The sequence below is a fragment of the Deinococcus apachensis DSM 19763 genome, assembly GCF_000381345.1.
GTDB classification, from domain to species: Bacteria; Deinococcota; Deinococci; order Deinococcales; family Deinococcaceae; genus Deinococcus; species Deinococcus apachensis.
The window spans coordinates 315,003-340,423 of sequence record NZ_KB906398.1; the positions used below are offsets into that span (position 1 = coordinate 315,003).

Annotated in this window: 18 protein-coding genes; 10 read left to right on the top strand and 8 right to left on the bottom strand. The window is 67.9% G+C overall.

Going from position 1 to position 25,421, the window contains the following annotated elements:
• Positions 1-33: 33 nt before the first annotated feature.
• Complete coding sequence (locus F784_RS0101655) at positions 34-516, bottom strand: hypothetical protein (RefSeq protein ID WP_019584949.1); 483 nt, start codon at positions 514-516, stop codon at positions 34-36.
• A 39-nt stretch (positions 517-555) separates the two neighbouring features.
• Positions 556-2,559 carry a vWA domain-containing protein gene (locus tag F784_RS0101660; RefSeq protein ID WP_019584950.1) on the bottom strand — a complete coding sequence of 668 codons (2,004 nt, stop codon included), beginning with the start codon at positions 2,557-2,559 and terminating at the stop codon, positions 556-558.
• A gap of 313 nt (positions 2,560-2,872) precedes the next feature.
• On the opposite strand from F784_RS0101660, the gene F784_RS0101665 reads away from it, so the two are divergent.
• On the top strand, positions 2,873-4,837 hold the full coding sequence (locus tag F784_RS0101665; protein ID WP_019584951.1) for a DNA topoisomerase subunit B: 1,965 nt from the start codon (positions 2,873-2,875) through the stop codon (positions 4,835-4,837).
• A gap of 79 nt (positions 4,838-4,916) precedes the next feature.
• On the opposite strand, the gene F784_RS0101670 is transcribed toward F784_RS0101665, so the two are convergent.
• The 5 genes from F784_RS0101670 to F784_RS0101685 form a co-directional block, all read right to left on the bottom strand.
• Positions 4,917-6,446: a S10 family peptidase gene (locus tag F784_RS0101670; RefSeq protein WP_019584952.1), complete on the bottom strand. Its 1,530-nt coding sequence runs from the start codon at positions 6,444-6,446 to the stop codon at positions 4,917-4,919.
• 51 nt (positions 6,447-6,497) lie between these two features.
• Entirely contained in the window at positions 6,498-6,815 is a 318-nt protein-coding gene (locus F784_RS25065; protein ID WP_169405627.1) for an endonuclease domain-containing protein, read from the bottom strand.
• 157 nt (positions 6,816-6,972) lie between these two features.
• Complete coding sequence (locus tag F784_RS0101675; protein WP_019584953.1) at positions 6,973-10,098, bottom strand: DEAD/DEAH box helicase; 3,126 nt, start codon at positions 10,096-10,098, stop codon at positions 6,973-6,975.
• 98 nt (positions 10,099-10,196) lie between these two features.
• Positions 10,197-10,367 (bottom strand): hypothetical protein, encoded by a 171-nt coding sequence (locus F784_RS25835; RefSeq protein ID WP_019584954.1) that lies wholly within the window; start codon positions 10,365-10,367, stop codon positions 10,197-10,199.
• Positions 10,337-10,633 carry a hypothetical protein gene (locus F784_RS0101685; RefSeq protein ID WP_019584955.1) on the bottom strand — a complete coding sequence of 99 codons (297 nt, stop codon included), beginning with the start codon at positions 10,631-10,633 and terminating at the stop codon, positions 10,337-10,339. Before F784_RS0101685 ends, F784_RS25835 begins: the two co-directional genes overlap by 31 nt.
• 257 nt (positions 10,634-10,890) lie before the next feature.
• Between F784_RS0101685 and F784_RS0101690 the strand changes: the two genes are divergently transcribed.
• The 6 genes from F784_RS0101690 to F784_RS0101715 all read left to right on the top strand — a co-directional run bounded on the left by F784_RS0101690 (position 10,891) and on the right by F784_RS0101715 (position 20,712).
• Positions 10,891-11,865 carry an ABC transporter substrate-binding protein gene (locus tag F784_RS0101690; RefSeq protein WP_019584956.1) on the top strand — a complete coding sequence of 325 codons (975 nt, stop codon included), beginning with the start codon at positions 10,891-10,893 and terminating at the stop codon, positions 11,863-11,865.
• A gap of 92 nt (positions 11,866-11,957) precedes the next feature.
• Positions 11,958-12,644, top strand: coding sequence for a hypothetical protein (locus F784_RS0101695; RefSeq protein WP_019584957.1), 687 nt, complete (start codon positions 11,958-11,960; stop codon positions 12,642-12,644).
• A 198-nt stretch (positions 12,645-12,842) separates the two neighbouring features.
• Complete coding sequence (glgX, locus tag F784_RS0101700; protein ID WP_019584958.1) at positions 12,843-15,026, top strand: glycogen debranching protein GlgX; 2,184 nt, start codon at positions 12,843-12,845, stop codon at positions 15,024-15,026.
• Positions 15,027-15,226: 200 nt separating this feature from the next.
• Complete coding sequence (treZ, locus tag F784_RS0101705; protein WP_019584959.1) at positions 15,227-17,029, top strand: malto-oligosyltrehalose trehalohydrolase; 1,803 nt, start codon at positions 15,227-15,229, stop codon at positions 17,027-17,029.
• A complete protein-coding gene (gene treY, locus F784_RS0101710) occupies positions 17,026-19,875 on the top strand; it encodes a malto-oligosyltrehalose synthase (protein ID WP_019584960.1) in 2,850 nt (949 codons plus the stop codon). Before treZ ends, treY begins: the two co-directional genes overlap by 4 nt.
• Positions 19,876-20,025: 150 nt before the next feature.
• On the top strand, positions 20,026-20,712 hold the full coding sequence (locus F784_RS0101715; protein WP_019584961.1) for a Bax inhibitor-1/YccA family protein: 687 nt from the start codon (positions 20,026-20,028) through the stop codon (positions 20,710-20,712).
• An 89-nt stretch (positions 20,713-20,801) separates the two neighbouring features.
• On the opposite strand, the gene treS is transcribed toward F784_RS0101715, so the two are convergent.
• Positions 20,802-22,475, bottom strand: coding sequence for a maltose alpha-D-glucosyltransferase (gene treS / locus F784_RS0101720; RefSeq protein WP_019584962.1), 1,674 nt, complete (start codon positions 22,473-22,475; stop codon positions 20,802-20,804).
• A gap of 184 nt (positions 22,476-22,659) precedes the next feature.
• On the opposite strand from treS, the gene mntC reads away from it, so the two are divergent.
• The 3 genes from mntC (at position 22,660) to mntB (ending at position 25,324) form a co-directional block, all read left to right on the top strand.
• Positions 22,660-23,559: a manganese ABC transporter substrate-binding protein MntC gene (mntC, locus tag F784_RS0101725; protein ID WP_019584963.1), complete on the top strand. Its 900-nt coding sequence runs from the start codon at positions 22,660-22,662 to the stop codon at positions 23,557-23,559.
• A 162-nt stretch (positions 23,560-23,721) separates the two neighbouring features.
• Positions 23,722-24,444, top strand: coding sequence for a manganese ABC transporter ATP-binding protein MntA (mntA, locus tag F784_RS0101730; protein ID WP_019584964.1), 723 nt, complete (start codon positions 23,722-23,724; stop codon positions 24,442-24,444).
• A 70-nt stretch (positions 24,445-24,514) separates the two neighbouring features.
• A complete protein-coding gene (mntB, locus tag F784_RS0101735) occupies positions 24,515-25,324 on the top strand; it encodes a manganese ABC transporter permease MntB (RefSeq protein WP_019584965.1) in 810 nt (269 codons plus the stop codon).
• Positions 25,325-25,421: the final 97 nt, after the last annotated feature.

Consider the following 25,421-nt stretch of genomic DNA (forward strand, 5'->3'; position numbering starts at 1 on the left):
GAGAGGATAGAGCCTGCCCCCCCGGCCCGGCCTTCAGGTGCCCGGCGTGCTGCCGGGAAAGACGGCCACGCGCCCGACCATGTAGGCGCAGCCGTACAGGAACAGGGTGGCGACGGGCAGATACCGCAGGCCGGTCTGGTGCCGGATCAGGCGGCCTTTCACCAGCACCTCGATCACGTACAGGCTGAGCAGGCAGAGGGCCGAGTACATCCAGTGTTCCCAGTCGCGGCTGGGGTCGTAGGGCAGCCCGTACCGGGTCAGGCCGCCGCCGACATTGACGGCGCTGGGCACCTTCGCGCCGCCCACCGCCAGGATGATGCCCGTCACGACGGGAATCAGCGTGAGCGCCCAGGTCAGGCGCAGCCAGACGAGGAAGCCCGTGCGAACCTGCCTGCCGATGGCCGGGCCGAGGCTCCACAGGAACAGGACCAGCGTGGCGAGCGCGTAGGGGGTGGGAAACAGCAGCGCGAGCGCTGTGCCGAACTGATACCCGTGGATGAGCCGCAGGAGGTCCATGCGCGTCAGCGTAACGTGCAGGAGCCGGGTTCCGCGTCCTCAGTCCCCTTCCGGCAGCCCGAGGTGTGCGTCGGGCGGCAGGTACGTTCCCGGACGCAGCTCGGCCCCGTCGGCGGCGCGGCGAACGGTGATCTCCTCGGGCAGGGCGGCGAGGAGGACGTGGGGGCCGCTGGGGGCGACCTTCAGCCCGTCCAGCGTGGGGGCGCGGAAAGCTTCCCCCAGGTCGGTAATCCCCGGGTTGAGGGTAAGGGCGTGGTCGCCGTAGGGGCCGGTGACGTGGAGGGTGACCCCTTCGGCACGCAACCGCAGCGGCAACCCCAACCCGACCAGGGTGCCCAGCGGCGGGTGGGGCGAGCGGGCGGGCCGGGCGACGGCCACACCGAGCAGGGTTCCGGGGCGCACCACGTCCTCCTCGCGCACCAACCGGGCGCCCTGGCTCACCTCCAGGTCGGGGGGCAGGCGGCGCACGCGCAGGCCCTCGCGGTCCTGTTCCAGCCTCAAGCCGCTGAGGTGCGGCACCCGCCCGACCTGTCCCAGATCAAAGGGGCCACCCAGCGGCATGGGCACTGCAGTCACCCGCCCGTCTCCCCCCACCAGCGCCAGGGTGCGGTCCTCGCTGTAGCGGATGCCCTCGACGGTGGGGACCGGCGCCGCCTGAACCACCCGGCGAATAGGCCGGGGACGCCGACGCCGCCACCCCCGCAGGAGCGCCCCGAGCAGGCCGAGTGCGAGCAGCCCGCCCAGCCCCGCCAGCAGACGGGGGTCGGGGCGGAAACGGGCCTCCCCGGCGGGAAGTGGGACGGTCCCGATGCCCACACCCCCCGTGATCCCCGGCAACGCCAGGCGGCGGCCGTCCCCCAACGTCAGGACCGGCTGGACGGCGCGGCCCCCCGTCAGGCCCGTGTTCTCCAGCCGCACCCCGACCTCGCGCTCGCCGGGAAGGCGCAATAGGGTTCCCTGCAGGCCCGCCGGGAGCCGCAGGATCAGCCCTCCCGGTGGCGTATCGGTCCCCAGGCGGTAGCGGAGAGTGACGGTCTCGCCCGCCCGCAGGGTGCGGTCGGCGCCGGGGTTCAGCCAGGTCAGGCGGGGGGCAGGGGCCACGTTCAGCCGCAGCAGCACGCGGCGCGGGTGCCCCCCCGGCGTGGCGGGGGGGGCGCACAGCAGGACGGGGGTGCCGGACGGCAGGCGCCCAGTCACCCCCAGACGCACGGCCCCATCCCGCACCACCCCGTCCACCAGGCGGACCTGCCCCGCCGCGTCCCCCGCCCCCAACGTCAGTGCCGTGCCGTCGGGAAAGGGAACGCCCACCCGCCCGGGGTCGGTGACGGTGGCGAGACTGTTTCCAAAGGATGCCAGGGTCGGCACCTGACTGACGGGCACGGTGAGCCCCTGCGTGGCGGCATTCTCCCGCAGGGCGGCGCGGGCGTCGGCAGGAATCCCGGTGCCCAGCGCCACGTAATACAGCGTGTCCAGCGGGCCGGGGGTGCGGAAGGCGGCCAGTGCCCGCCGGGCCGTGTAGGCAGGATCGGGGTCGTTGTCGATGCCGTCCGTCAGGATGAACACGGTCGTGGCGTAGCGCCGGTCCCCCCCCAGCGGCGCGAGCGCCTGCGCCACGCTGCGGTACAGGTAGGTGTTCTGCCCATTCGCCCGCAGCGCGGCGAGGTCCGTGTTCCAGCGCCCACGGTCTCCCGGCAGGGCATAACTCTGGCTGAAGCGCGGCCCGCTGTCAAAGGTCACCAGGTCCACCCGGTCGGGGTTGCGGGCACGAACGTAGGCGTTCACCGCCGCCTTGACGCGCCCGAAGATGTTCGCCCGCCCGTCCCCGATGCCGCGCATGGAGCCGCTGGTGTCCAGGATGAACACGGCGCGCGTGGCGGTGGGCAGCGGCCCGGCAGGAACCACGCAGGCCTGACTGGTGGGCGCACCCGGCAGCCGCCGCAGGGTGACGCTGGGAGCCGTGCCGGACGCGGCCTCCCCGGTCTGGGCGCGGGTGGGCGGACCGCTGACGATCAGGGCGGCGAGCAGGAGGACGGCGCGGCACATTCGGCTCCCATTCTGCCCGCGCGGCGCGCCTCCGTGAAGGGCACCGGCCGTCCCCCCACCCGAAGGTCGAGCCCGACCACCCGCCGTCCCCAACTCAGCACCCCCTTCTCCGGAAAGCCGAAGGCGTGTCAGACGGCTTTTCACCGGAAGGGCGGAAAGGACAAGTTCCCGGTCCTTATTACGTCTGTTACGTAATCCATTTGACCCGTTTCAACTTTGACTGTATACTTGAGGGACTTCGGAGGCGCGCGTGGCGCCCATTTTTCCGAAATCACGACCATCGGCACCCCCATCGGTGCCCCGCAGGAGGACCATGACGCAGACTCACGAATACGACGCCAGCTCGATCTCGATCCTCAAGGGGCTGGAAGCGGTTCGCAAGCGGCCCGGCATGTACGTGCAGGGCGGCACGGGCGTGGACGGCTACCACCAGCTCCTCACCGAAATTATCGACAACGCCATCGACGAGGGCCTGGGCGGCTTCGCCACCGAGGTCCACGTCATCATGCACGCCGACGGTTCGGCCACCGTCACCGACAACGGGCGCGGCATCCCCGTCGACATCATGAAGAGCGAGAACCGCCCCGCCATCGAGGTGATCTTCACCGAGCTGCACGCGGGCGGCAAGTTCGGCGGTGGCGCCTACAAAGTATCCGGCGGACTGCACGGTGTGGGCTCCAGCGTGGTGAACGCGCTGTCCACCTACCTGGACGTGACGGTCAACAAGGGCGGCAAGCTGCACCACATCCGCTTCGAGAAGGGCGCGGTGACCACGCCGCTGGAAGTGGCTGGCCCGACGCCGAAGGACGTGAAGTGGGCCACGAAGGTCACCTTCCACCCCGACCCGGCCGTGTTCAGCGAGTTCGAGAACCTCTTCAACTACGACCGCATCCGGGGCCGCCTGCGGGAACTCGCCTACCTGACCGGCCTGAAGATCGTCGTCCGCGACGAGCGCACCAACCTGCACGCCGGGGAGATCCGCGAGGAAATCTTCCACGAGAAGGGCGGCATCGCAAACTTCGCCCGCGCGCTCGTCCTCGACGATGGCAAGCTACTGTACGACCAGCCCATCGTGATGCGCGGCACCCACGCGGACGTGGAGGTCGAGGTCGCGTTCATCCACGCGAACACATACTCCAGCGACAACATCCTGACGTACGCGAACATGATCCGCACGCGCGACGGCGGCACGCCGCTGACCGGCTTCAAGACCGCTTACACGCGCATCCTGAACAAGTACGCCAAGGACAAGAACCTGATCAAGTCCGGCAACCCGGTGCCCAGCGGCGACGACCTGCTGGAGGGCATCTACTGCGTCGTGTCGGTCAAGCTGGGCGACCCGCAGTTCGAGTCGCAGGCGAAGGTCAAGCTGCTGAACTCCGAGGCGCAGACCGCCGTCAACGCCATCGTGGGCGAGAAGTTCGCGGAGTTTCTGGAGGAGAACCCCAAGATCGGCCGCACCATCGTGGAAAAGGCTGCCGAGGCCGCCCGTGCCCGCGAGGCCGCGCGCAAGGCTCGCGATATCGTGCGCCGCTCCAACCCGCTGGAGAACGACGACCTGCCCGGCAAGCTCGCCGACTGCTCCAGCCAGGACCCCGCCGAGTCCGAACTCTTCATCGTGGAGGGCATCTCGGCCGGTGGCTCGGCGAAGGGTGGGCGGGAGCGCCGCTTCCAGGCGATCCTCCCCCTGCGCGGCAAGATTCTCAACGTCGAGAAGGCCGAGCTGAACAAGATCCTGAAGAACGCCGAGATCCGGGCGCTCATCGGGGCCATCGGCGCGGGTGTGGAGGGCACCGGGGACCGGATGCACTTCGACCTCTCGAACCTCCGCTACCACAAGATCATCATCATGACGGACGCGGACATGGACGGCGGGCACATCGCCACGCTGCTGCTGACGTTCTTCTACCGCTACATGCGCCCAGTCGTCGAGGCGGGCTACCTCTACATCGCGCAGCCGCCGCTGTACCGCATCATGGTGGGCCGCGAGAAGCGGGGCACGTACCTCTACACCGAGGAAGAACTCAAGACGCACGTCGCCCGCGCGAACAAGGAAGGCAAGAAGTACGAGATCCAGCGCTTCAAGGGGCTGGGCGAGATGAACGCCGACCAGCTCTGGGACACCACCATGAACCCCGAGACGCGGGCGTTGAAGCAGGTGCGGGTCGAGGACCTGATCATCGCCAACGAGGTCTTCGAGAACCTGATGGGGAACGAAGTGGCGCCGCGCAAAAGGTTCATCCAAGAGAACGCGCGGTTCGCGGAGATTAGCGTGTAAGGAAAGCAGAACGAAGAAAGCCCCTCTCCTTGTCTGTGGAGAGGGGCTTTCTGATTGGAGCAGTCCCGGACAATAAGGCTTAGCCTCGCCCGTCCGCCCATTCCATAAACGCCACCAAATCCCCGTGCTGCCGCTCCAGGCTGGGCAGGTGGACGTACATCATGTGCCCCGCCTCGTAGAACGCCTCGCGGACGTTGCCGCGCAGGCTGGGGTCAAGCCCCAGGTGGTCGAGGGTGTGCCGGGTCGCGTGGTACGGCGTGGCGAAGTCGAAGTAGCCGGAGGCCACATACACCTTCAGGTGCGGGTTCTGGTGGATGGCCTTGCGAAGGGTGTCTGATACCCGGACGTGCCTGTTCTCGAACTCCTTGTAGCTCCAGGGGCGCACCCGGCCCGTCAGAATCTCGTAGGGCAGGTCGGACTCGAAGCCGAGTTCCACCCGGACGTAGTGGTTCATGGCGGCGGTGTACGGGCCGAAGATGGCACTCATGCTGGGGTCGTACTCGGAGCTCTCTCCACCCGAGTTCCGGTCGATGCCGGTGAAGCGGCTGTCCAGGCGGCCCACGGTTCGGTCCCGGTCGCGCAACAGCTCTTTGCGGAAGCGGTCGAGGGTCACGCGCAGATCGTTCCGCAGCACGAAGTCCACGCTCACACCGGTGAGTTCGGCGTACCGTCCGGCCACCCGCTGCTGTTCCTCGGCGCCCAGGCGGGGCCCGGCGTGGAGGGCACGGGCGTACTCGCCGTCCGCGAATTCCTCCGCCTCGCGCAGCACCTCCGCCAGGGACCGCTCCCCCCCGAGCCTCCCGTGATACCAGGCGGTTGCCGCTGCAGTCGGCAGATGGACTATGTACGGCAGGTCATGCCCCGGCGTGAAGTCCACCGTCGAGAAGTCCAGGATGGAGCTGACGAGCATGATTCCATTCAGGAACAGGCCGTGCCGTTCCTGGAGGTAGCCACTGAGGCCCGCTGCACGGGTCGTGCCGTAACTCTCCCCGATCAGGAACTTGGGGCTGAGCCAGCGCCCCGCCCGACTGGTCCACAACCGGATGAAGTCGCCCACCGACTCGATGTCCTTTTGAAAGCCGTGGAAGTCGCCGGGCTTCTCCCCTTCCGTCACGCGGGAGTACCCCGTGCTGACCGGGTCGATAAACACCAGATCCGAGTGGGTCAGCAGCGTGAACTCGTTGTCGGTGAGGTCGTAGGGTGGGCCGGTCAGGGCTCCAGCGTCGCCCATCACGACGCGGCGGGGTCCAAGGAGGCCCAGGTGGAGCCACACGGAACTGCTCCCCGGGCCGCCGTTGAAGCTGAATGTCAGGGGCCGGGAGCGGGGGTCGTGGTCCCCGTCGAGCGCGTAGGCCACGAAGAAGACACGGGCACGGGGCTTGAACCCCTCCGATTCGCCCTCCTTGGCGTGCTTCTCCTCGGCCAGGACCAGCGTACCCGCCGTGACGGTGTAGTGGAGTTCGCGTCCATTGACCGTCATGCGGTGATGGGTGACGCGAACCTCGTCCCGGGGTTGCTCGTCCTCGGGGCGGTCCTTCTCGCCTGTTCGGACCTTGACCTTCACCTCGGTGCCCTGCTCCGCCGCCTGCCTCTCCTGTTCGTCGCTCATCGGTGCCCTTGTTCTACTGCCTGGGAGGCGGGAAGGGGGCAAACTTCCAGTTCAGAAAGGCGCTTCTCCCCGGCCCGGCGCCGCAATCGCCGCACATACGCCTCCGAATTGCCCAGACCCTTCCGCATTGCTGAACCGCACCACCTGCACGCCTAACGCCGCGAACTGCCGCGTCCGCTCAGCATCGGATTCAGCCACAGCCTGCTCGTCGTGACTGCGGCCGTCCAGTTCAATACACAGCTTCAGGGAAGGCACGTAGAAGTTCAAAATGTGGCTACGAATCGGCCCCTGACGCCGGAACTTGACCGGATGCGCGCGGAGGAACTCGAACCAGAGTTTGCGCCCGGCGGCCGTCTGGTTGTTCCCCAATGCGAGAGCGCTGGGAAACAGCCTCTTGGGGCAAGCGTCACGCGACGATAACCCCTCAATCAGCTTCCATCAAAAGGGTGCTCCCAAGCGCACGAAACTGGGTGGGCGTTGCCCACAGAAGCCTCCCTCCAAGGGGAGACCCCGCCAACGCCTCCCCTCACCCGAAGTACCCCAGCAGATCGATCAGCGTCCGCGCGTAGTCGTCCGGCCTCAGCCCGCGCTTTTCGAGCCGTACGGCGGGCGGGAAGGTGGTCACTTCCGTCTTGTGGGGGAAGCGTTTCAGGCCGGGCGCGTCGTAGTCGAGCCCCTTGTAGGCAAACGTCACCTGGAGGTGCGTCATCGTCTCGCCGATGCTCAGGACGCGCTTAGCGACGGCGGTGAGACGCAGCTTGGCGAGGTCGATGAAATTCTGGACCTCGGGCGTGGGCGGGCCGTACTTCTTGCGAAGGTCGCGCTCGACCCGGCTGACCGCCTGGAGCGTGCGCGCGTCCGACAGCCGACCGTAGGTGGCGATGCGCTCCTCCTCGTTGCCGTCGAAATACTCGGGCGTGAGGCGGGCGTTGATGGGCAGGTCGATGGACACGCTGGCGGGCGTGTCCATCTTCTCGCCTTTCAGCCTCGCGACGGCCTGCGCGAGCATCTCGGTGTACACGTCGATGGAGACGGCCTGGACGTGCCCGTGCTGCTCCTCGCCCAGGATGTTGCCTACGCCGCGAATCTCCATGTCCTTCTCGGCGAGGAGGTGGCCGGAGCCCAGGTCTTGCAGGTCGGCGATGGCCCACAGGCGGCGCTGTGCGTTCTCGGTCATGCGCGGCGGGTAGAAGAGATAGGCGTAGGCGGTCTGCTGCCGTCTACCGACCCGCCCGCGAAGCTGGTAGAGCTGCGCCAGGCCCAAACGGTCCGCCCGCTCGATCAGGATGGTGTTCGCCTCGGGAATGTCCAGCCCCGTCTCGACGATGGTCGTGGAGAGCAGCACGTCGAAGGCGCCCTCCGCGAAGCCGAGCATGATCTCCTCCAGCTCCTCCTCGTTCATGCGGCCGTGCGCCACGCCGATGCGCGCCTCGGGGATCAGGTTTCGCAGGTACAGGCTGCGCGCCCCTATGGAGGCGATGCGGTCGTGGATGTAAAAGACCTTGCCGCCGCGCTCGATCTCGGAGAGGACCGCGTCGCGCACAGTCACGGGGTCGAAGGGGGCCAGCACCGTCTGAATGGGCTTGCGGCCCTTGGGCGGCGTCTGGATGGAACTCATGTCGCGCAGGCCGACCATGCTCATGTAGAGGGTGCGTGGAATGGGCGTGGCGGAGAGGGCCAGGGTATCGACCGCCTTCACGCCCTCGGGAATCTCGATCTTGCCGTCCTTGGAGATGGGGGGCAGACCGCGCAGCGCCCGCAGCTTCTCCTTCTGCCCCACCCCGAAGCGGTGCTCCTCGTCCACGATGATCAGGCCGAGGTCCTTGAACTCGATGTCGCCCGAAAGGAGGCGGTGCGTCCCGATGATGATGTCCACCTTGCCCTGGGCGAGGTCGGCCAGAATCGCCTTCGCCTGCTTGTCCCCGGTGAAGCGGGATAAGCCCTCCACCCGCACCGGCAGGTTCTTGAACCGCTCGACGAAGGTGGAGGTGTGCTGCTCGGCGAGGAGGGTCGTGGGCACCAGCATGGCGACCTGTTTTCCTTGCCCGACGACGCGGTGGGCGGCGCGCAGGGCCACCTCGGTCTTTCCGAAGCCCACGTCGCCGGAGATCAGGCGGTCGGCGGGGTTGGGCTTTTCCAGGTCGGCCATAGTCTCTTTCAGCGCGGTCTTCTGGTCGGCGGTCAGCTCGAACGCGAAGTTCTGCTCGACCTGCGTGTCCCACTCGGGCTGCGGCGGGAAGGCGTTGCCGGGCGTGACCTGCCGCGCGGCGTACTGCACGAGGAGTTTGGCCGCCACTTCCTCAGCGTTCTTGCGGGCCTTTTCCTTGGCCTTCGCCCAGTCCTTCTTGTCGAAGCTCGACAGGACCGGCGGGTCGTCCGTCGTGCCGGGGTGGCGGCGCAGCACGGGCAGTTGCTCGATGGGCACGCTCAGGCGGGCACCGCCCCGGTATTCGAGGTTGAGGTAGTCGCGCGTGACGCCCAGGACCGTGCGGGTCTCCAGCCCCTGAAACTGGCCGATGCCGTGCTCGGGGTGGATGAGGTAGTCACCGACGTGCAGCCCCAGTGCGTCCGTGACGGGTTTGCCCCCCAGCCGCTTGCCGCGCAGGGCCGAGCCACCCTGGAAGCCGTAGATCAGGTCCTCGGTCAGGACGACGGTGCGGTGTTCGGGAATGGCAAAACCGCCCTCGCCGCCCGCCCGCAGGAAGCCGAGGTGACCCTCCTCCAGGCGCGGCACGCTGAGCCAGGGCACCTCGCGCGTGTCCAGCAGCTTGTCGGCCAGATAGGTTGCGGTACGGTCATGCCGCACGAGGATGAGGACCCGGTAACCCGCCCCCCGCCACTCGTCCACGTCGCGCTCCAGGTCGGAGAGGCGGGCGCGGTAGAAGGGCAGCACCTTGAGGTCGAGGTCGAAATCGGGCAGGTCGAGGGGCGCGCGGCCAAAGCTCGTGACCTCCCGCTCCCGCAGCCGGGGCCACAGGGTGTCGGCCAGCGGCCCCAGCGCCGAGGCGTAGAACTCCGGCGCGTCGAGAAACACGCGGCCCGGCAGGAGGTCGAGGCGGGTGGCGTCCCACTTCACTTCGGTCAGGTAGTCGGCGGTGGGTTCCAGGGTAAAGGTTTTGATCTTCTCGCCGACCAGGTCGCCGGGGGCCAGAAGACGCAGGGTGTCGAGCTCGTCGCCGAAGAACTCCGCGCGAATCCAGGTGGAGTCGCCGTCCTGCGGCACGCCCGCGCCCGGCTCCAGCCGCAGTTCCAGGGTGTCGCCGCGCAGCTCGAAGCCGGGTTCCTCGCCGCGCTCGTAGCCCAGGCGTTCCAGGCGGCTGAGCAACTCCTCGCGTGGGTAGCTCGCGCCGACGCGCAGGCTGAGGGCGTGGTCCTCGGGCTGGGCGGGGAACAGGTCAAGGGCCGTATTGACATCGAGAACGACATGCTCGTGCCGGGCGTCCCAGTCGCGCAGGCCAGGGTTCACGCTAACGGGCGACCCGAGGACGCCAGCGGAGGCGTAAACGCCGACCCGGTCGGGCGTGGTGAGGAGCACGGCGGGGCCGGAGTGGGCGGCGAAGAGCGCAGCACGGGCCACCTGTGGCAGCAGCAGCACATTCCCGACCGGCGCGGTCGGCAGGAGTTTGGAGAGGTTGGGGGCGGCGACCGTCACCCGCAGATTGTACGCGGGGTTGGCAAATAGGAGGGCGAGGGAAGGAACGATGGGCGGGGACCCTGGTTCCCTCTTCCCAGGGTCCCCGCCCACAGTGCTCAGTTGCGCTTGAAGAACATCAGCACGGTTCCGCAGGGGTCCCAGGAGCAGGATTCCATGCTCACGCGCACCCGGTAGTCCCCGCGGGGAACCGTCACGGTCACGATGGGCACCGCGTCGGACAGGTAATCCGAGCCGATCACCCGCCCAGTGCTGTCCAGGACCTCCATATCCAGGCCTTCACGGTCGCTGTCGCAGATGGCCTGAAGCGGTAGGTGCCGCCTGAGAGGCTCAGGTCCTCCGCCGTCGTCTCCCACTCGTCCAAGGTATAGACGTCCGGATCGAAGATCTCGCGGTAACCAAGCCTCTCAGTCCGGTTCCGCTCCGTGCTGTAATCGCCATACATCCCCGATGGCACGGTATCCGCCCGCACCGCACCCCCGAACAGCAGCAATCCCACAGGAACCATCAGCGCCAGCCTCTTCCAGTTGTGCATCCCCGTCTCCCTTCCTTCCGCCCAGATGGGTCAGCCGAGTGGGCAGCGCCGGGCCGATCCCGGCTCCTCCACGTTCCTGCCCGCTCTGGACCCACGGTAGGAGGGGCCATAGGACCGCCGCGTGACCAGTCCAGACGGGCTATGGGCCTCTGGAAAGAGCGCTATGACGGCTCTGCAGGGCGAACTGGGAGGCGACTGGAGCCACCATTCCGCCTTAGTTGACAAAACTCCTCAACTGCTCTGCTATGCTTTGTTTTATGAAGCAGACCTTCCTCTCCCTCACCACCCTGGCCCTCCTGATGGGTGCGGCTGACGCGCAGCAGGTTAAAGAACTTCGGCTCGGTGTCTTTCCCAACATCACGCACGCAGCGGGGCTGGTCGGCATTCAGCGCGGCCTGTTCCAGAAGGAACTGGGGGGCGTCAAGCTCGTCGTCAAGGAGTTCGCCAACGGCTCGCAGGTCAACGAGGCCTTCGCGGCGGGCGCCATTGACGCGGCGTACGTCGGCCCCGGCCCGGCGATGAACGCCTTCATGCGCGGCGTGCCCATTCAGGTCTACGCGGGCGCGGCGAACGCGGGGGCGGTGCTGGTCGGGCGCAAGGACAGCGGGATTCGCAACGTGAAGGGCCTCAGCGGCAAGAAGGTCGCCGTGCCCACGCGCGGCTCGACCCAGGACATCAGCCTGCGCCACCTGCTGCACGAAAACGGGCTGAAGACCACCGACGAGGGCGGCACCGTGACCATCGTGCCCATTGATCCCGCGAACATGCCCGCCGCGTTCGCTTCCAAGCAGGTGGATGCCGCGCTGGTGCAGGAGCCCTGGGGCGCCGTGATGGAGACGCAGGGCGCGCGGCTGATTGCCAATGAAAAGGCGATCTGGGAGGGCGGCAACTACACCACCACCGTCCTCGTGGTGAACACGAAGTTCGCCGCTCAGAACCCGGAAGCCGTGAAGGACCTGCTGCGCGGGCACCTCGCTGCCATCAACTTTATTGGGAAGAGCAACGCGGGCGCGCAAAAGGCCATCGCGGACCAGATTCAGGCGTTTACCGGTAAGCGCCCCAACGCGGCGGAACTGTTCAAGGCGCTCGCGCGCACAAAGGTCACCTGGGACATTAACCTCAAGACGCTGGCCGAGTACGCCGAGCTGAACAAGGAGGCGGGCTTCGCGCGGGACGTGCCGGACCTGAACCGTTTTGTGAATCTGGGTGTGGTGCGCGGCCTGGCGAAGTAGGGAGCCCTCCGCCACCGGCAGCCCCGGCTTCCCGCTGGGGCTTTTGTCTTTCTGACCGCTGACAGCTGACCGCTGACCGCTATCCTTCCCCCATGACCGGACCGAAGAGAGGATCGAGAGGCCGCGCGCCCAAGCGCAACACGGCCCAGGGGCGCGGCGGGATCACGCGGGACAGCACCCGGCCCGCGCGGGAGCGCAGCCCGGGACGGGAGGAGGGACGGCCAGCGGAGTCCAGGCCGAGGCGGGAGGAGAGCCGCACGGGAGCGCGTACAGGCGCCACCAACCCCGCCCGGCGCAAACCCGGCGAGCGCGACAGCAGTCCTGAGCGCCCCTTCAAGCCCGGCCCCGCGCGGCAGGCCCCGCCCAAGGTGGCGAAGAAAAAGCCCCTGCCGGAACTCAAGCGGGTGCAGCTCGACGCGCCCCCCCCCGACGCGACGTTCCGGGACCGCGACGGCGAGACCATCACCTTCCCCGATTCCGCCCTCAAGCGGGTGGCCGCGCGCATCCTGACTCAGAAGAACAAGGCGTGGCGCTACCGGCCCTTCTCTTTCCCGCTCTTCACGGATAAGGGCAACGAGCAGGCCTTTCACTTCGACTTCTACATCTACGACGCGGAAGACTCGGTGATCCGGCTGATCCTGGTCGTGCCCTTCGAGTCGCGCGAGGTGTGGGACCGGGTGGGGCGCTTCAAACGGCAGTACCCGATGTACGCTTACGAGCTGTGGACGCCGGAGAGGCTGGCCCAGCTTGGCGGGCCGCGGGGTCGCCTGGACTTCTGACAACAGCTCGGCCTTGCAACTCTCTTGAGACATTCCGGAAGCGGGACGCTCTGTAAGACATTTCCTGTGTGTGATGAGAAGCATCTGGTAACGTTTCCAGAGATGGGCGGCGACTTCACGGGTTGACCCGGGAGCCGCCGCCTTCCCGCGCTTGTTGAATTTCCAGAACACATCGGGCCGAGAGCCCGTGGAGAACGCATGACGACCACTGACCACACTTCCCCCACCCCAGGGACCCCGCCGTCCCCCAGGGTTCATGTACGCCCGGGCCGTTCCTATCCCCTGGGCGCAACCTGGGACGGCAAGGGCACGAACTTCGCCCTGTATTCCGAGAACGCGACCGGCGTTGAGCTGTGTCTGTTCGACGAGCAGGGGCATGAAACCCGCTATCCCATCACGGAGCACACCGCCTTCGTGTGGCACGGCTACCTGCCCAACATCAGCCCCGGGCAGCGTTACGGCTACCGGGTCCACGGCGAGTACGCGCCCGAAAAGGGCCTGCGCTTCAACCCAAACGTGGTGCTGCTGGACCCCTACGCCAAGGCGCTGGACGGCACCGAGCGCTTCGAGGCGGGCGTCTTCGGCTACGTGCCTGGCGGCGACGATACTGTGATGCAGACGGGGGAGCAGCGCGGCGCCCCGCTGGGCATCGTGATAGACCCGGTGTTCAACTGGGTGGGCGATCAGAAGCCCAACGTTCCCTTTCACCAGTCGGTGATCTACGAGGCGCACGTCAAGGGGCTGACGATGACGCACCCCGACGTGCCCGAGGCGCTGCGCGGGACCTACGCGGGCATCGCGACCGAGCCCATCCTGCGCTACCTCCAGCAACTGGGGATCACCGCCATCGAGTTCCTGCCGGTGCACCAGCATGTGGACGACCCCTTCCTGCTCGCCAAGGGGCTGACGAACTACTGGGGCTACTCGACGCTGAACTATTTCGCCCCCGACGTGCGCTACTCGGCGGCGGCGCGGCGCGGGGACCCGGCAGGTGCGGTGCCCGAGTTCAAGAACATGGTACGGGCCCTACACGACGCCGGAATCGAGGTCATCCTCGACGTGGTGTACAACCACACGGCGGAGGGGAACCACCTGGGACCCACGATGTCCTTCAAGGGAATCGACAACCCCACCTATTACCGGCTGGTGGCCGACAACCCGCGCTTCTACTTCGACTACACCGGGACCGGGAACAGCCTCAACGTCCGGCACCCGCAGACCCTCCAGCTCATCATGGACTCGCTGCGCTACTGGGTCACCGAGATGCACGTGGACGGCTTCCGCTTCGACCTCGCCTCGACGCTGGCGCGCGGCCTGCACGAGGTGGACCAGCTCTCGGGCTTCTTCACGATCATCCACCAGGACCCGGTGATTTCCCGCGTCAAGCTGATCGCCGAGCCGTGGGACGTGGGCGAGGGCGGCTACCAGGTCGGGAACTTTCCGGTGAACTGGGCCGAGTGGAACGGCATCTACCGGGACGACATGCGCGCCTTCTGGATGGGCAAGGGCGGCCTGGCCTCCGAGATCGGCTACCGGCTGACGGGGTCCTCCGACCTGTACCAGAACGACGGGCGCAAGCCCTACGCCTCCATCAACTTCGTGACCGCCCACGACGGCTTCACCCTGCGCGACTCGGTCACGTATGAACAGAAGCACAACGAGGCGAACGGCGAGGGCAACCAGGACGGCCACAACCACAACCTGACCTGGAACTGCGGGGTGGAGGGCGAGACCGACGACCCCGAGATCAACGCCCTGCGCGCCCGCCAGCAACGCAATTTCCTGGCGACGCTGCTGCTGGGGCAGGGCACGCCGATGCTGCTGGGCGGCGACGAGATCGGGCGCACCCAGAAGGGTAACAACAACGCCTACTGCCAGGACAACGAGATCAGCTGGTACGACTGGGCGAACCTCGACGCCGATCTGCTGTCGTTTACCCGGCGGCTGATCCGGCTGCGGAAGGCCCATCCCGCGCTGCACCGCCGCAAGTTCTTCTCGGGCCGCACCATTCGCGGCGAGGACGTGCGCGACATCGTGTGGCTGCGCTACGACGGCCAGGAGATGAGCGACGAGGACTGGAACAACCCCCAGACCCAGTCGCTGGGCATGTTCCTCGACGGCGACGGGCTGGACGACGTGGACGCCGAGGGCCGCCCCCTGCGCGACGACGACCTGCTGCTGCTGCTCTCGGCCTCGCACGTTGACCTGCCCTTCCGGCTGCCCGACCTGGACAGTTGCGGCACCTGGGAGCTGCTGGTGGACACGGCGGACGACGGCGCGCGGGAGATCGTGCCAGCCGGGAAGGAGACGACCCTGCGGGGCCGCAGTGTCAAGCTGTACCGCTGCGCCCGCCACAGCGAACACGAGCCCGCGCACGACTGAGGTCAGCTCCTGCTGGGGCGGCCCACGCGTGGGGCCAGGGGGTGAAGGGGGTTGTGGCTTCCTTCACCCTCTTCTCGTGCCACTGGAAGCGGATTCTCAGGTCCCTTGAACTCGTCCTCACCCTCATCCGCCCCACTCCCCCTACGCTGATCCGTTCGCCGCCCTCCGGTTGAGGAGGTTCGGTTTGCAAGGAGCATTGCATGCCCAATCCTTCGAAGTACATTCTGACCCCCGACGCAGCCCCTGACGCCCTCTCCACCCGCCTGGGCGCCCACCTCCTGCCGGATCGCAGTGGCACCCGTTTTCGCGTCTGGACCACCACGGCGAGCGAGGTGAGTGTGCGTGTCAACGGCACCGACCACCCCATGTCAGCCCTCGGCGAGGGCACCTTCGAGGTGATCCTGCCCGTGGGTGTCGGCGCCCGGTATAAGTTCCTACTCGGCGGCCAGGCCTGGCCCGACCCCTACGCCCGCTTCCTGCCGGACGGCGTTCACGGCGACGCGGAGGTTGTGGACCTGGACGCCTACGGGTGGAAGAACACCGGGTGGCGCGGCCTCCCCCTCTCCGAGTGTGTGTTCTACGAGCTGCACGTGGGCACCTTTACCCCGGAGGGCACCTACCGCGCGGCTCTGGAGAAGCTGCCCGAACTCGTGGAGCTGGGGGTCACGGCCGTCGAGCTGATGCCGCTCGCGTCGTTTCCCGGCAAGCGGGGCTGGGGGTACGACGGGGTGGCCCTGTACGCCCCCTACGCCGAATACGGGCGGCCCGAGGACCTGATGACGTTCGTGGACGCCGCGCACGGGCTGGGACTCGCCGTCTTTCTGGACGTGGTGTACAACCACTTCGGGCCGGACGGGAACTACCTGGGGGTGTACAGCCCGCAGTATTTCACCGACCGCTTCCACACCCCCTGGGGCGCCGGGCTGGACTACGCCGAGCCCCATATGCGCCGACTGATCACGGGAAATGCCCGGATGTGGCTGCGCGACTACCGGTTCGACGGCCTGCGGCTGGACGCCACCAATGTGATCTCCGACGACAGCCCGGTGCACATCCTGCGCGAACTGGCGGATGAGGTTCACGCGCTCGGCGGCACTCACCTCCTCGTCGCGGAGGATCACCGCAACCTGCCCGAGCTGATGACGGAAGACCACCTCGACGGGGTGTGGGCGGACGACTTTCACCACGAGGTGCGCGTCACGCTGACCGGGGAACGCGAGGGGTACTTCTCGCCCTTCCAGGGGGGCGCGGCGGCGCTCGCCCACGTGATCAACCGCGGCTGGGTGTACGAGGGGCAGGTCACCCCCTTCGGCGACCACCCGCGCGGCAAACCCGCCGACGCGCTGGAAGCTCCTTCGTTCGTCTACTGCATCCAGAACCACGACCAGATCGGCAACCGGCCCCGCGGGGACCGGCTGCACCATCCGGGCGGGGTCAGCCCCACGACGTTCCGGGGCGCCTCCGCGCTGCTCCTCACGCTGCCGATGACGCCGCTGCTGTTCCAGGGGCAGGAGTGGGCAGCTTCGGCCCTCTTCCCCTTCTTCAGCGACCACGCGGGCGACCTGGGCCGGGCGGTCACCGAGGGGCGCAAGAAGGAGTTCGGCTATTTCAAGTCCTTCTCGACCCAGGAGGTGCTCGACCCGCAGGACGAGGCGACCTTCCGGGCGGCCAGGCTCGACTGGGCCGAGCGCGAGACGGGGGAACACGGGCGCACCCTGGCGCTGTACCGCGAGTTGCTGAGGCTGCGCCGGGAGGACCCGGTGCTGCGCGACCGCAGCCGCCGCAACCTCCAGGCCGGGAACGAGGGGAACGTGCTGTGGGTCCATCACAAGACGGCAGATGGCGAGCGCACCCTGCTCTGGAACGTGGGGCAGGAGGCGGTGGACGCCGGAGCACTGCACCTCCCCTTCCCCCTCCCGACGGACGTCCTGCTTCACTCCGAGGGCCGGGAGGACACCACGCTGAACTCCGGTGAAGCCGTCCTGCTAGGGGCACAGGCATGACCGAAGCCTCGTCCCACATCTCCCCCCCCACGACCCACCTCCCCTCCTCGACCTACCGGCTGCAACTGCACGCCGACTTCGACTTCGCGGCCGCGCGGCGGGTGCTGCCGTACCTGAAGCGGCTGGGCATCACCGACGTGTACCTCTCGCCCATATGGACGAGTACGCCGGGTTCGACCCACGGCTATGACGTGACCGACCACGCCCAGGTGGACCCCAAACTGGGCGGCGAGGCGGGATTGCGGCGGCTCTCGGCGCGGGCACAGGAGCTGGGGCTCGGCCTGATCGTGGACTTCGTGCCCAACCACATGGGGATCCAGGGTGGGCACAACCCGTACTGGGAGGACGTGCTGACCCACGGGCAGGCGAGCCGCTACGCGCACTTCTTCGACATCTCCTGGCAGCCGCTGAAACGGGCGTTGGAGAACAAGGTGCTGCTGCCCACGCTGGGCGACCAGTACGGCCGGATTCTGGAACGCGGCGAGCTGCACCTGACCCGCGAGGGCGGGCACTTCCTCCTGACGTACTGGGAAAGGCGCCTGCCGATCTCGCCGCGCAGCCTGGCGGGCCTGCTGACGGCGCTGGCCGAGGAGTTGAGTGGGGCCGTGCCTGCCGACGATCACGCCGAACTCGCCAGCATCGCGCGGGCCGCCGCTAACCTGCCCCGCAGCACGAGCGCCGACCTCACCGACGAAGACCGGCTCTCGCGGGCGCAGGAGTCGGAGGTCATCACGCGCCGATTGGGAGCGTTGCTGGAATCGTCGTCCCAGGTGCGCGGGGCCCTCGACCGGATGGTGGAGGCCGTGAACGCCGACCCGGCCCGCCTGGACGCCCTGATTCAGGAGCAGAACTACCGCCTCGCCTCGTGGCGGGTGGCGGCCGAGCAGATCAACTATCGGAGATTCTTCGACATCAACGACCTCGCGGCGCTGCGAATGGAGGACGCGCGGGTCTTCGCCTGGGCACACGCTAAGCTGTTCGAGCTGATCCGCGACGGCGTGGTGAAGGGCGTGCGCCTTGATCACACCGACGGGCTGTACGACCCCGCCGGGTACTTCCGGGACCTGCAACGCGGGGCGGCGCGGGCACTGGGCCAGGAGTGGACCGAGGGAGACCCCCTTCCCCTCTACGTGGTTGCGGAAAAGATCCTGGAGCCCGGCGAGCGCCTGCCCGAGGACTGGGCGGTCCACGGCACGACCGGGTACGACTTCCTCGCCCAACTGAACGGCACCTTCGTGGACACCAGCAACGAGGAGGAGATTACCGCGATCTACCGCCGACAGACGGGGGACCGCGACAGCTACCACGAGCAGCTGTACCGGGGCAAATACCTCATCCAGCGGGTTGCGCTGCCCGGTGAGGTGAACGTGCTCGCCGAGCACCTGGAGCGCATCGCCGAGTCGGACCTGCGCTCGCGCGACTTCACCCTGACGGCGCTGCGGGACGGCATCCGCGAGGTGATCGCTGCCTTCCCGGTGTACCGCACCTACGTGCGGGCAGACGGCTCGCGCGAGCCGGGGGACAACGCGCGCATTGAGCAGGCTATTCGGGAGGCGCGCGAGCATACCCGGCGCGAGGGCCGCAGCCTGGACCCCAGCCTTTTCGACTTCCTGGAGGCGGTGCTCAAGCTCGACGCGCCGGACGAGGCGACCCGGGCAGCCTATGCCGACTTCGCCCTGAAGTTCCAGCAGCTCACCGGCCCGGTGACGGCCAAGGGGGCGGAGGACACTGCCTTCTACCGCTACGCGCGGCTGCTCTCGCTGAACGAGGTGGGCGGGGACCCGGGGCTGTTCGGCACGTCCCGCCGGGCCTTCCACACCGAGACGCGGGGGCGGGCGGAGCGCTGGCCCCACGCCATGCTGGCCTCCAGCACCCATGACACCAAGCGCGGCGAGGACACCCGCGCCCGCATCAGCGTGCTGTCGGAGATGCCCCAGACCTGGATGGCGTACCTCAGCGCCTGGTCGCCGATCATCCGGGGGTTGGAACGCCAGCTCGACCTGGGACCCGCGCCGACCGCGCTGGACACCTACATCCTGCTTCAGACCACCCTCGGCATTTACCCACTGGACGGGCGGCTGGACGGCTTCGCGGACCGCCTGAGCGACTACATGCTCAAGGCGGCGCGCGAGGCCAAGCTCCGCACAAGCTGGACCTCGCCCGACGGGGACTACGAGGAGGCGCTGGACGGCATGGTGCGCGGCCTGCTCGCCAACGAGCGGTTTACAGAAGGCTTGCGCGAACTCCACACCCGGATCAGCCCCTACGGGGCGCAGAACGGCCTCAGCGCCACCCTCGCCCGCCTGACTGCCCCCGGCGTGCCCGACACGTACCAGGGCTCGGAGGGCTGGAACCAGAGCCTGGTGGACCCCGACAACCGCCGCCCGGTGGACTATGCCTGGCGCACCCGCACGCTCGCGCGCATCGAGAAACGCTGGCCGGAGGGGGGGCCGCGGCTGGCGGGAGAACTCCTCTCGCGCTACGAGGACGGCGGCGTGAAGCTGCTCGTGAGCTGGGCTAACCTACAAGCCCGGGCCGCCCACCCCGAGTTGTTCCGTCACGGCACCTACCGCCCCATCGAGGCGGGGAAGTACCTCCTCGCCTTCGCCCGGGAGTGCGAGGGCGAGGTCGCGGTGACCGTCGCGCCGCGCTTCACATATACCCTGACTCGGGAGCAAAAGCCCTGGGCGCTGGGCGAGGTCTGGGGCAACCGGCAACTCACCCTCCCCCGCCCCGGCACGTACGAGAACATGCTGACCGGTGAGCGCTTCCGGGTGCGCGGCGAGAAGGTTCCCGTCGCCAAGGTGCTGGAGGACTTTCCGCTGGCGCTGCTGGTGAGAAGGTAGGGATCAGCTTTCAGCGGTCAGCCGTCAGAAAGCGATGGGAGGGCTCCGGCGTAGGCTGGGGCTCTTCTCTTTTTCCCTTTCTGAACGCCGACGGCTGACGGCTTTCTCCCCCGGGAACTTTTCACCACCTCCCCCCGTATCCTGAGCCGTATGCAACTGACTGCTACCCGGACGGAAAATCTGGTCCGCACCTTCATGGCGCGGACGTACTCGTGGATGGCGGCGGGGCTGGCGCTCACGGCCGGGGTCGCCTACCTGACGGCGCAGAACGAGGGGCTGGCGCAGCAGGTGATGGCGCTGCGGCTGCCGCTCATCCTGGCGCAGCTCGCGCTGGTGTTCGTGCTGAGCCTCTTCGCCCAGCGGCTGAGCAGCGCGGTCGCCGGAATCCTGTTCATCGCCTACGCCGCGCTGACCGGCCTAACCTTCAGCTCGCTGCTCTTCGTCTATAGCCCCGCCGCCGTGACCGCCGCCTTCCTGACCACGGCGGGTACCTTCGGGGCCATGAGCGTGGCGGGCTTCGTGATCAAGAGGGACCTGAGCGCGATGGGCCGCTTCTTCCTGTTCGCGGTTCTCGGCCTGCTGATTGCGATGATCGTGAACCTGTTCGTGGCGAGCAGCGCCCTGACGCTGGGCATCAGCATCGTCGGCGTGCTGCTCTTCGCGGGCCTGACCACCTACGACACCCAGATGCTCCGCAACCTCGCGCTAAGCGGCGTCAGCGGTGAGATGGCCGAGCGTGCGGCGATCAACGGCGCGCTGGCCCTGTACCTCGATTTCATCAATATGTTCCTGTTTATCCTGCGCCTCTTCGGCTTCGCGGGAAGCAGCCGGGACTGAGGAGCGATCAGCGTTCAGCCGTCAGAAAAAGAGATGCCCCAGCCACAGCTGGGGCATCTCTTTTTCTGACGGCTGATTATCTGACGCTCCTACCTCACCCCGCTCAGCTTCAGCCAGTAATAGTCGTACTTGCCCAAGATCATGGGGTACTGACCCCCCTCCCCCACGGGCGGAAGGTGGCTGCCCCCCGCGAGGCTGATGGGGACCCGCCCCACGTGCCCGGCGAGGTCAAGCTGGGCGGCCTGGGTGGTTCCCGCGAAGTTGCTCACGATCAGGAGGGTGTCATCCCCATACTGGCGGGTAAAGGCGAGGACGGCGGGGTTGCCCGTCTCGACGAAGTTGAGGTCGCCGTGCGCGAAGGCGGGGTGGGCGCGGCGCAGGTCGAGTTGGCGCGAAACCCACTTCAGCAGGCTGGAGGGGTCCTGTTCCTGCGAGTTCACGTTGACGCGCAGGAAGCCGTACACCGGATCCTGGATGGGCGGGTAGAAGCACTGCTCGGGGGGCGCCGAGGAGAAACCGCCGCTGGTGCCCGTGTTCCACTGCATCGGCGTGCGGACGCCGTTGCGGTCGGCGAGCGTCAGGTTGTCCCCCATGCCAATCTCGTCGCCGTAGTACAGGATGGGGCTGCCGGGCAGGGCGAACAGCACGGTGGTCAGCAGCTCGATGCGGCGGCGGTCGTTGTCGAGCAGTGGGGCGAGGCGGCGGCGGATGCCCACGTTGATCTTCATGCGGGCGTCGGGCGCGTAGGCCATGTACATGAAGGCCCGCTCGTCGTCCGTCACCATCTCCAGGGTCAGCTCGTCGTGGTTCCGCAGGAAGGTGGCCCACTGGCCGAAGGTAGGGATCTGGGGCAATCGGCCCATGATCTCGCGGATGGAGGTCGTGTCCTCGCGCTTGAGGCTCATGTACAGCCGTGGCATGACCGGGAAGTTAAAGCACATGTGGAACTCGGGATCCTGCTCGCTGCCGAAATACTCCACCACGTCCTCCGGCCACTGGTTCGCCTCGGCGAGGAGCAGGCGGCCGGGGTACTCGGCGTCCACCATCTTCCGCATCGCCTTGAGGATGCCGTGCGTCTCGGGCAGGTTCTCGCAGTTCGTCCCCTCGCGCTCGATCAGGTACGGCACCGCGTCTACCCGGAAGCCGTCCAGCCCCAGGTCGAGCCAGAAGCGCATGGCGCTGAAAAATTCCTCCTGCACCCGCGGGTTGTCGTAATTCAGGTCGGGCTGCGAGGAGAAGAAGCGGTGCCAGTAGTACTTGCCGCACTGCTCGTCGAGGGTCCAGTTGCTGACCTCAGTGTCGGTGAAGATGATGCGCGCGCCCGCGTACTCGGTGCCGGTGTCGCTCCAGACGTAGTAGTCGAAATACTCGTTGGGGCTGCCGTCGGGAAGAACTGGACCGCGCCGCGCCGCCTGGAACCAGGGATGGTCGGAGGACGTGTGGTTGGTTACGAGGTCACCAATCACGCGCAGGCCGCGGGCGTGGGCCTCACGCAGAAAGACCTTGAAGTCGTCCAGCGTCCCCAGGTCCGGGTGGATGCCCACGTAGTCGGCCACGTCGTAGCCGTCGTCGCGCAGGGGGCTGGGATACCAGGGGAGCAGCCAGAGGCAGTCCACGCCCAGGTTCTTCAGGTAGTCGAGCCTGCCGGTCAGGCCGGGAAAGTCACCCTTGCCGTCACCGTTGCCATCGGCGAAGGTGCGGACGGAGAGTTCGTAGAAGACGGCGCTCTTGTACCACTCGGAGGGGGGGGCGGCCAGCGTCATGCGGCGCAGTTTAAAGCGATGACCGGAAGGGGTGCCAGGGGGTTGGGAGCAGAGGCCCTCTCACACCACCACGCTCAGGCCCTCATCCACTTCAGCCTCTTTATTGATAAAGACAAATCATTATGCGTCTACTGCACGGACGGACCTGTCACATCAACGCCTCGACGACCGGGAGGGTGCTGGCATGAGCCGCGCACTGCTCCTCTTGGGCCTGAGCCTGGGCGTGGCCTCTGCCGCCCCGCTGCCGGTCAGCGCCACGACCACCATCGTCGGGGACTTTGTGAGGGCGGTTGGCGGGAGCCGGGTCAGCGTGAACGTGATCGTGCCCGCGGGGGGCGACGCGCACACCTTTCAGCCCACCACCACGGTGATCCGCGGGCTGAGCGGGAGCCGGGCCCTCTTCGCCAACGGGGCGGGCCTGGAGCCCTGGCTGCCGAAGCTGAAGGCGTCCGCCCCCGGGGTGCCGGTGACCGAACTCACGGCCGGGTTGAAGTTGCGCGCCGCCGACCCCGCCGAACAAGGCCACGAGGCAGCCGGGCACGACGACCACGGCGCCTTCGATCCCCACGCCTGGTGGGACCCCACCCTGGCGGCCGGGTATGTTCGCAACGTGCAGGCGGCGCTGACCCGGCTCGATCCGCCGGGCCGTGCCACCTACGCGGGGAATGCGGCGGCGTACCTCGGGAAGCTGCGCGCCCTGGATGCCTACGCGAAAGGGCAGTTTGCCAGTGTTCCCGCCGCCCGGCGCAAGCTTGTCACCAACCACGACAGCCTGCATTACCTGGCGAACCATTACGGATTGACCGTGATCGGGGCCGTTATTCCTGGACTCAGCACCGAGCGTGAGCCCAGCCCGCGGGAACTCGCCGGGCTGATCGAGGCCGTGAGGAAAAGCGGCGTCCGCGTGATCTTTACCGAGAACACCGTCAACGCGCGTCTGGCTCAGACCCTGGCCCGCGAGACCGGCGCAAAGGTTGCCCCGCCCCTCTACACCGACGCGCTGGGACCGAAGGGAAGTGCGGGCGAGACCTATCTGAAGGCCTTCCGCTCCAACGTGGACACGATTGTGCGGGCATTGAGGTAGGCGAGAAGGACCTTCGCCTGGACGGGGGCCCGGGGAGGACGGGGCTCAGGGCAGGCCCAGCCAGGCTGGGATTTCGTCAGGCCGAACGGGAAGCCGTCTTCCCTGCCACTGCTGTTGATTTCGCACTCGCAATATCACCCGCAAGGGCGCTATCCTCGGCGGATGCTGGGTGTGGAGAACCTGACGGTGCGGTACGGCACCCAAGTGGCGCTGGAGGACGCGACGGTCCGCTTCGAGGCGGGCACTTTCAGCGCGGTCATCGGGCCGAACGGGGCGGGCAAGAGCACGCTGCTCAAGACACTGGTGGGGCTGCTGCCCGACTCCGAGGGCCGCGTGCGCTTCGACGCCGGGCACACGGCCCAGAACTGCGTGTCGTACGTGCCGCAGCAGCAGACGCTGGACTGGGCCTTTCCGGTCACGGTCTGGGACGTGGCGATGATGGGCCGAACGGGGCGCCTGGGCTGGCTGCGCCGGCCGGGCCGCGAGGACCGGGAGCGGGTGGTGGCGGCGCTGAGGGAAACCGGCGTGTACGAGCTGCGGCACCGGCACATCGGGGCGCTCAGCGGGGGGCAGCGGCAACGGGTCTTGCTCGCGCGGATGCTGGCCCGCGACGGCCACCTGCTGCTGCTGGACGAACCGCTGACCGGCGTGGACGCCGCCACCCAGGAGCAACTCATGGCCCTGCTGCGCGCCCAGGCCGACAAGGGCCGCGCCGTGGTGATGGTCACCCACGATCTTGAACAGGCGCGGCGCTGGTGCGACCACCTCATTCTGGTGAACCGGCGCATCATCGCCGACGGCACGCCGGGCGAGGTGTACACACCGCGCAATATCGAGGCGACCTTCAGCGCGAGCCACCTCGGCCACATGCACGCGGAGGCCTGATGACCTGGATTGAACGCAAGACGGAGCGTGACAGCATGGCGGCCCACCTTCCCCCTGCAGGCCGCCCCTGATGGACTGGCTCACCGACCCCCTCCAGTTCGGCTTCTTCGTGCGGGCGCTGGCCGCCGTCGTGCTGGTCAGCGTGCTGTGCGCCCTGGTCGGCGCGTGGGTGGTGCTGCGCGGCCTGAGCTACATCGGGGACGCGATGAGCCACGCCGTCTTTCCCGGCATTGTGGGGGCGTTTCTGGCGGGCAGCAATCTGCTGTTCGGGGCCCTTGTCGCCGCCGTGCTCACCGCCCTGGGCATCGGCGCGGTGGGGCGGCGCAGCGGGCTGAAGCAGGACAGCGCCATCGGGATCGTCTTCGTGGGGATGTTCGCGCTCGGCGTGGTGATGCTCTCCAGGGCGCCGACCTTCACGACCGACCTGAGCAACTTCCTGATCGGCAATCCTCTCGGGGTTTCGCCGGGCGACCTGTGGGGGGCACTGGCCGTCACGCTCGTCGTCGGGGCGCTGCTGACCGCCGTGCAGAAGGAACTCCTGCTCGCGTCCTTCGACCCCACTGAGGCGCGGGCCATCGGGTTGCCGGTGCGGCGGCTGGAGAGCCTGCTCCTGATTTTGATCGGGCTGGTGGTGGTCCTGACGGTACAGCTCGTCGGCACGACCCTGAGCGTGAGCCTGCTGATCACCTCCAGCGCCGCCGCCCGGTTGCTGGCCCGCAGTCTCCAGAAGATGATCCTGCTCGCGGCCGGGCTGGGCACCGTGGGCGGCGTGGTCGGGCTGTACCTCAGCTATTACCTGGACACGGCGCCGGGCGCGACCATCGTGCTGGTGAACACCGCGATTTTTCTGCTCACGCTGATCTTCAGGCGGCGGGAGTGATGCGCCATTCGGCGTATTCGGCCCGTGGACCTCACCCGGTAGGCTGGCCGGAACGGCCCGGGTTCCCCGGCGTTCGGCTTTCCCCCACTCGACGGAG

Coding starts and splice junctions, on each gene's coding strand:
- F784_RS0101655 (WP_019584949.1), bottom strand. CDS start 516: ATGGACCTCCTGCGGCTCATCCACGGGTATCAGTTCGGCACAGCGCTC.
- F784_RS0101660 (WP_019584950.1), bottom strand. CDS start 2,559: ATGTGCCGCGCCGTCCTCCTGCTCGCCGCCCTGATCGTCAGCGGTCCG.
- F784_RS0101665 (WP_019584951.1), top strand. CDS start 2,873: ATGACGCAGACTCACGAATACGACGCCAGCTCGATCTCGATCCTCAAG.
- F784_RS0101670 (WP_019584952.1), bottom strand. CDS start 6,446: ATGAGCGACGAACAGGAGAGGCAGGCGGCGGAGCAGGGCACCGAGGTG.
- F784_RS25835 (WP_019584954.1), bottom strand. CDS start 10,367: ATGGAGGTCCTGGACAGCACTGGGCGGGTGATCGGCTCGGATTACCTG.
- F784_RS0101685 (WP_019584955.1), bottom strand. CDS start 10,633: ATGCACAACTGGAAGAGGCTGGCGCTGATGGTTCCTGTGGGATTGCTG.
- F784_RS0101690 (WP_019584956.1), top strand. CDS start 10,891: ATGAAGCAGACCTTCCTCTCCCTCACCACCCTGGCCCTCCTGATGGGT.
- F784_RS0101695 (WP_019584957.1), top strand. CDS start 11,958: ATGACCGGACCGAAGAGAGGATCGAGAGGCCGCGCGCCCAAGCGCAAC.
- glgX (WP_019584958.1), top strand. CDS start 12,843: ATGACGACCACTGACCACACTTCCCCCACCCCAGGGACCCCGCCGTCC.
- treZ (WP_019584959.1), top strand. CDS start 15,227: ATGCCCAATCCTTCGAAGTACATTCTGACCCCCGACGCAGCCCCTGAC.
- treY (WP_019584960.1), top strand. CDS start 17,026: ATGACCGAAGCCTCGTCCCACATCTCCCCCCCCACGACCCACCTCCCC.
- F784_RS0101715 (WP_019584961.1), top strand. CDS start 20,026: ATGCAACTGACTGCTACCCGGACGGAAAATCTGGTCCGCACCTTCATG.
- treS (WP_019584962.1), bottom strand. CDS start 22,475: ATGACGCTGGCCGCCCCCCCCTCCGAGTGGTACAAGAGCGCCGTCTTC.
- mntC (WP_019584963.1), top strand. CDS start 22,660: ATGAGCCGCGCACTGCTCCTCTTGGGCCTGAGCCTGGGCGTGGCCTCT.
- mntA (WP_019584964.1), top strand. CDS start 23,722: ATGCTGGGTGTGGAGAACCTGACGGTGCGGTACGGCACCCAAGTGGCG.
- mntB (WP_019584965.1), top strand. CDS start 24,515: ATGGACTGGCTCACCGACCCCCTCCAGTTCGGCTTCTTCGTGCGGGCG.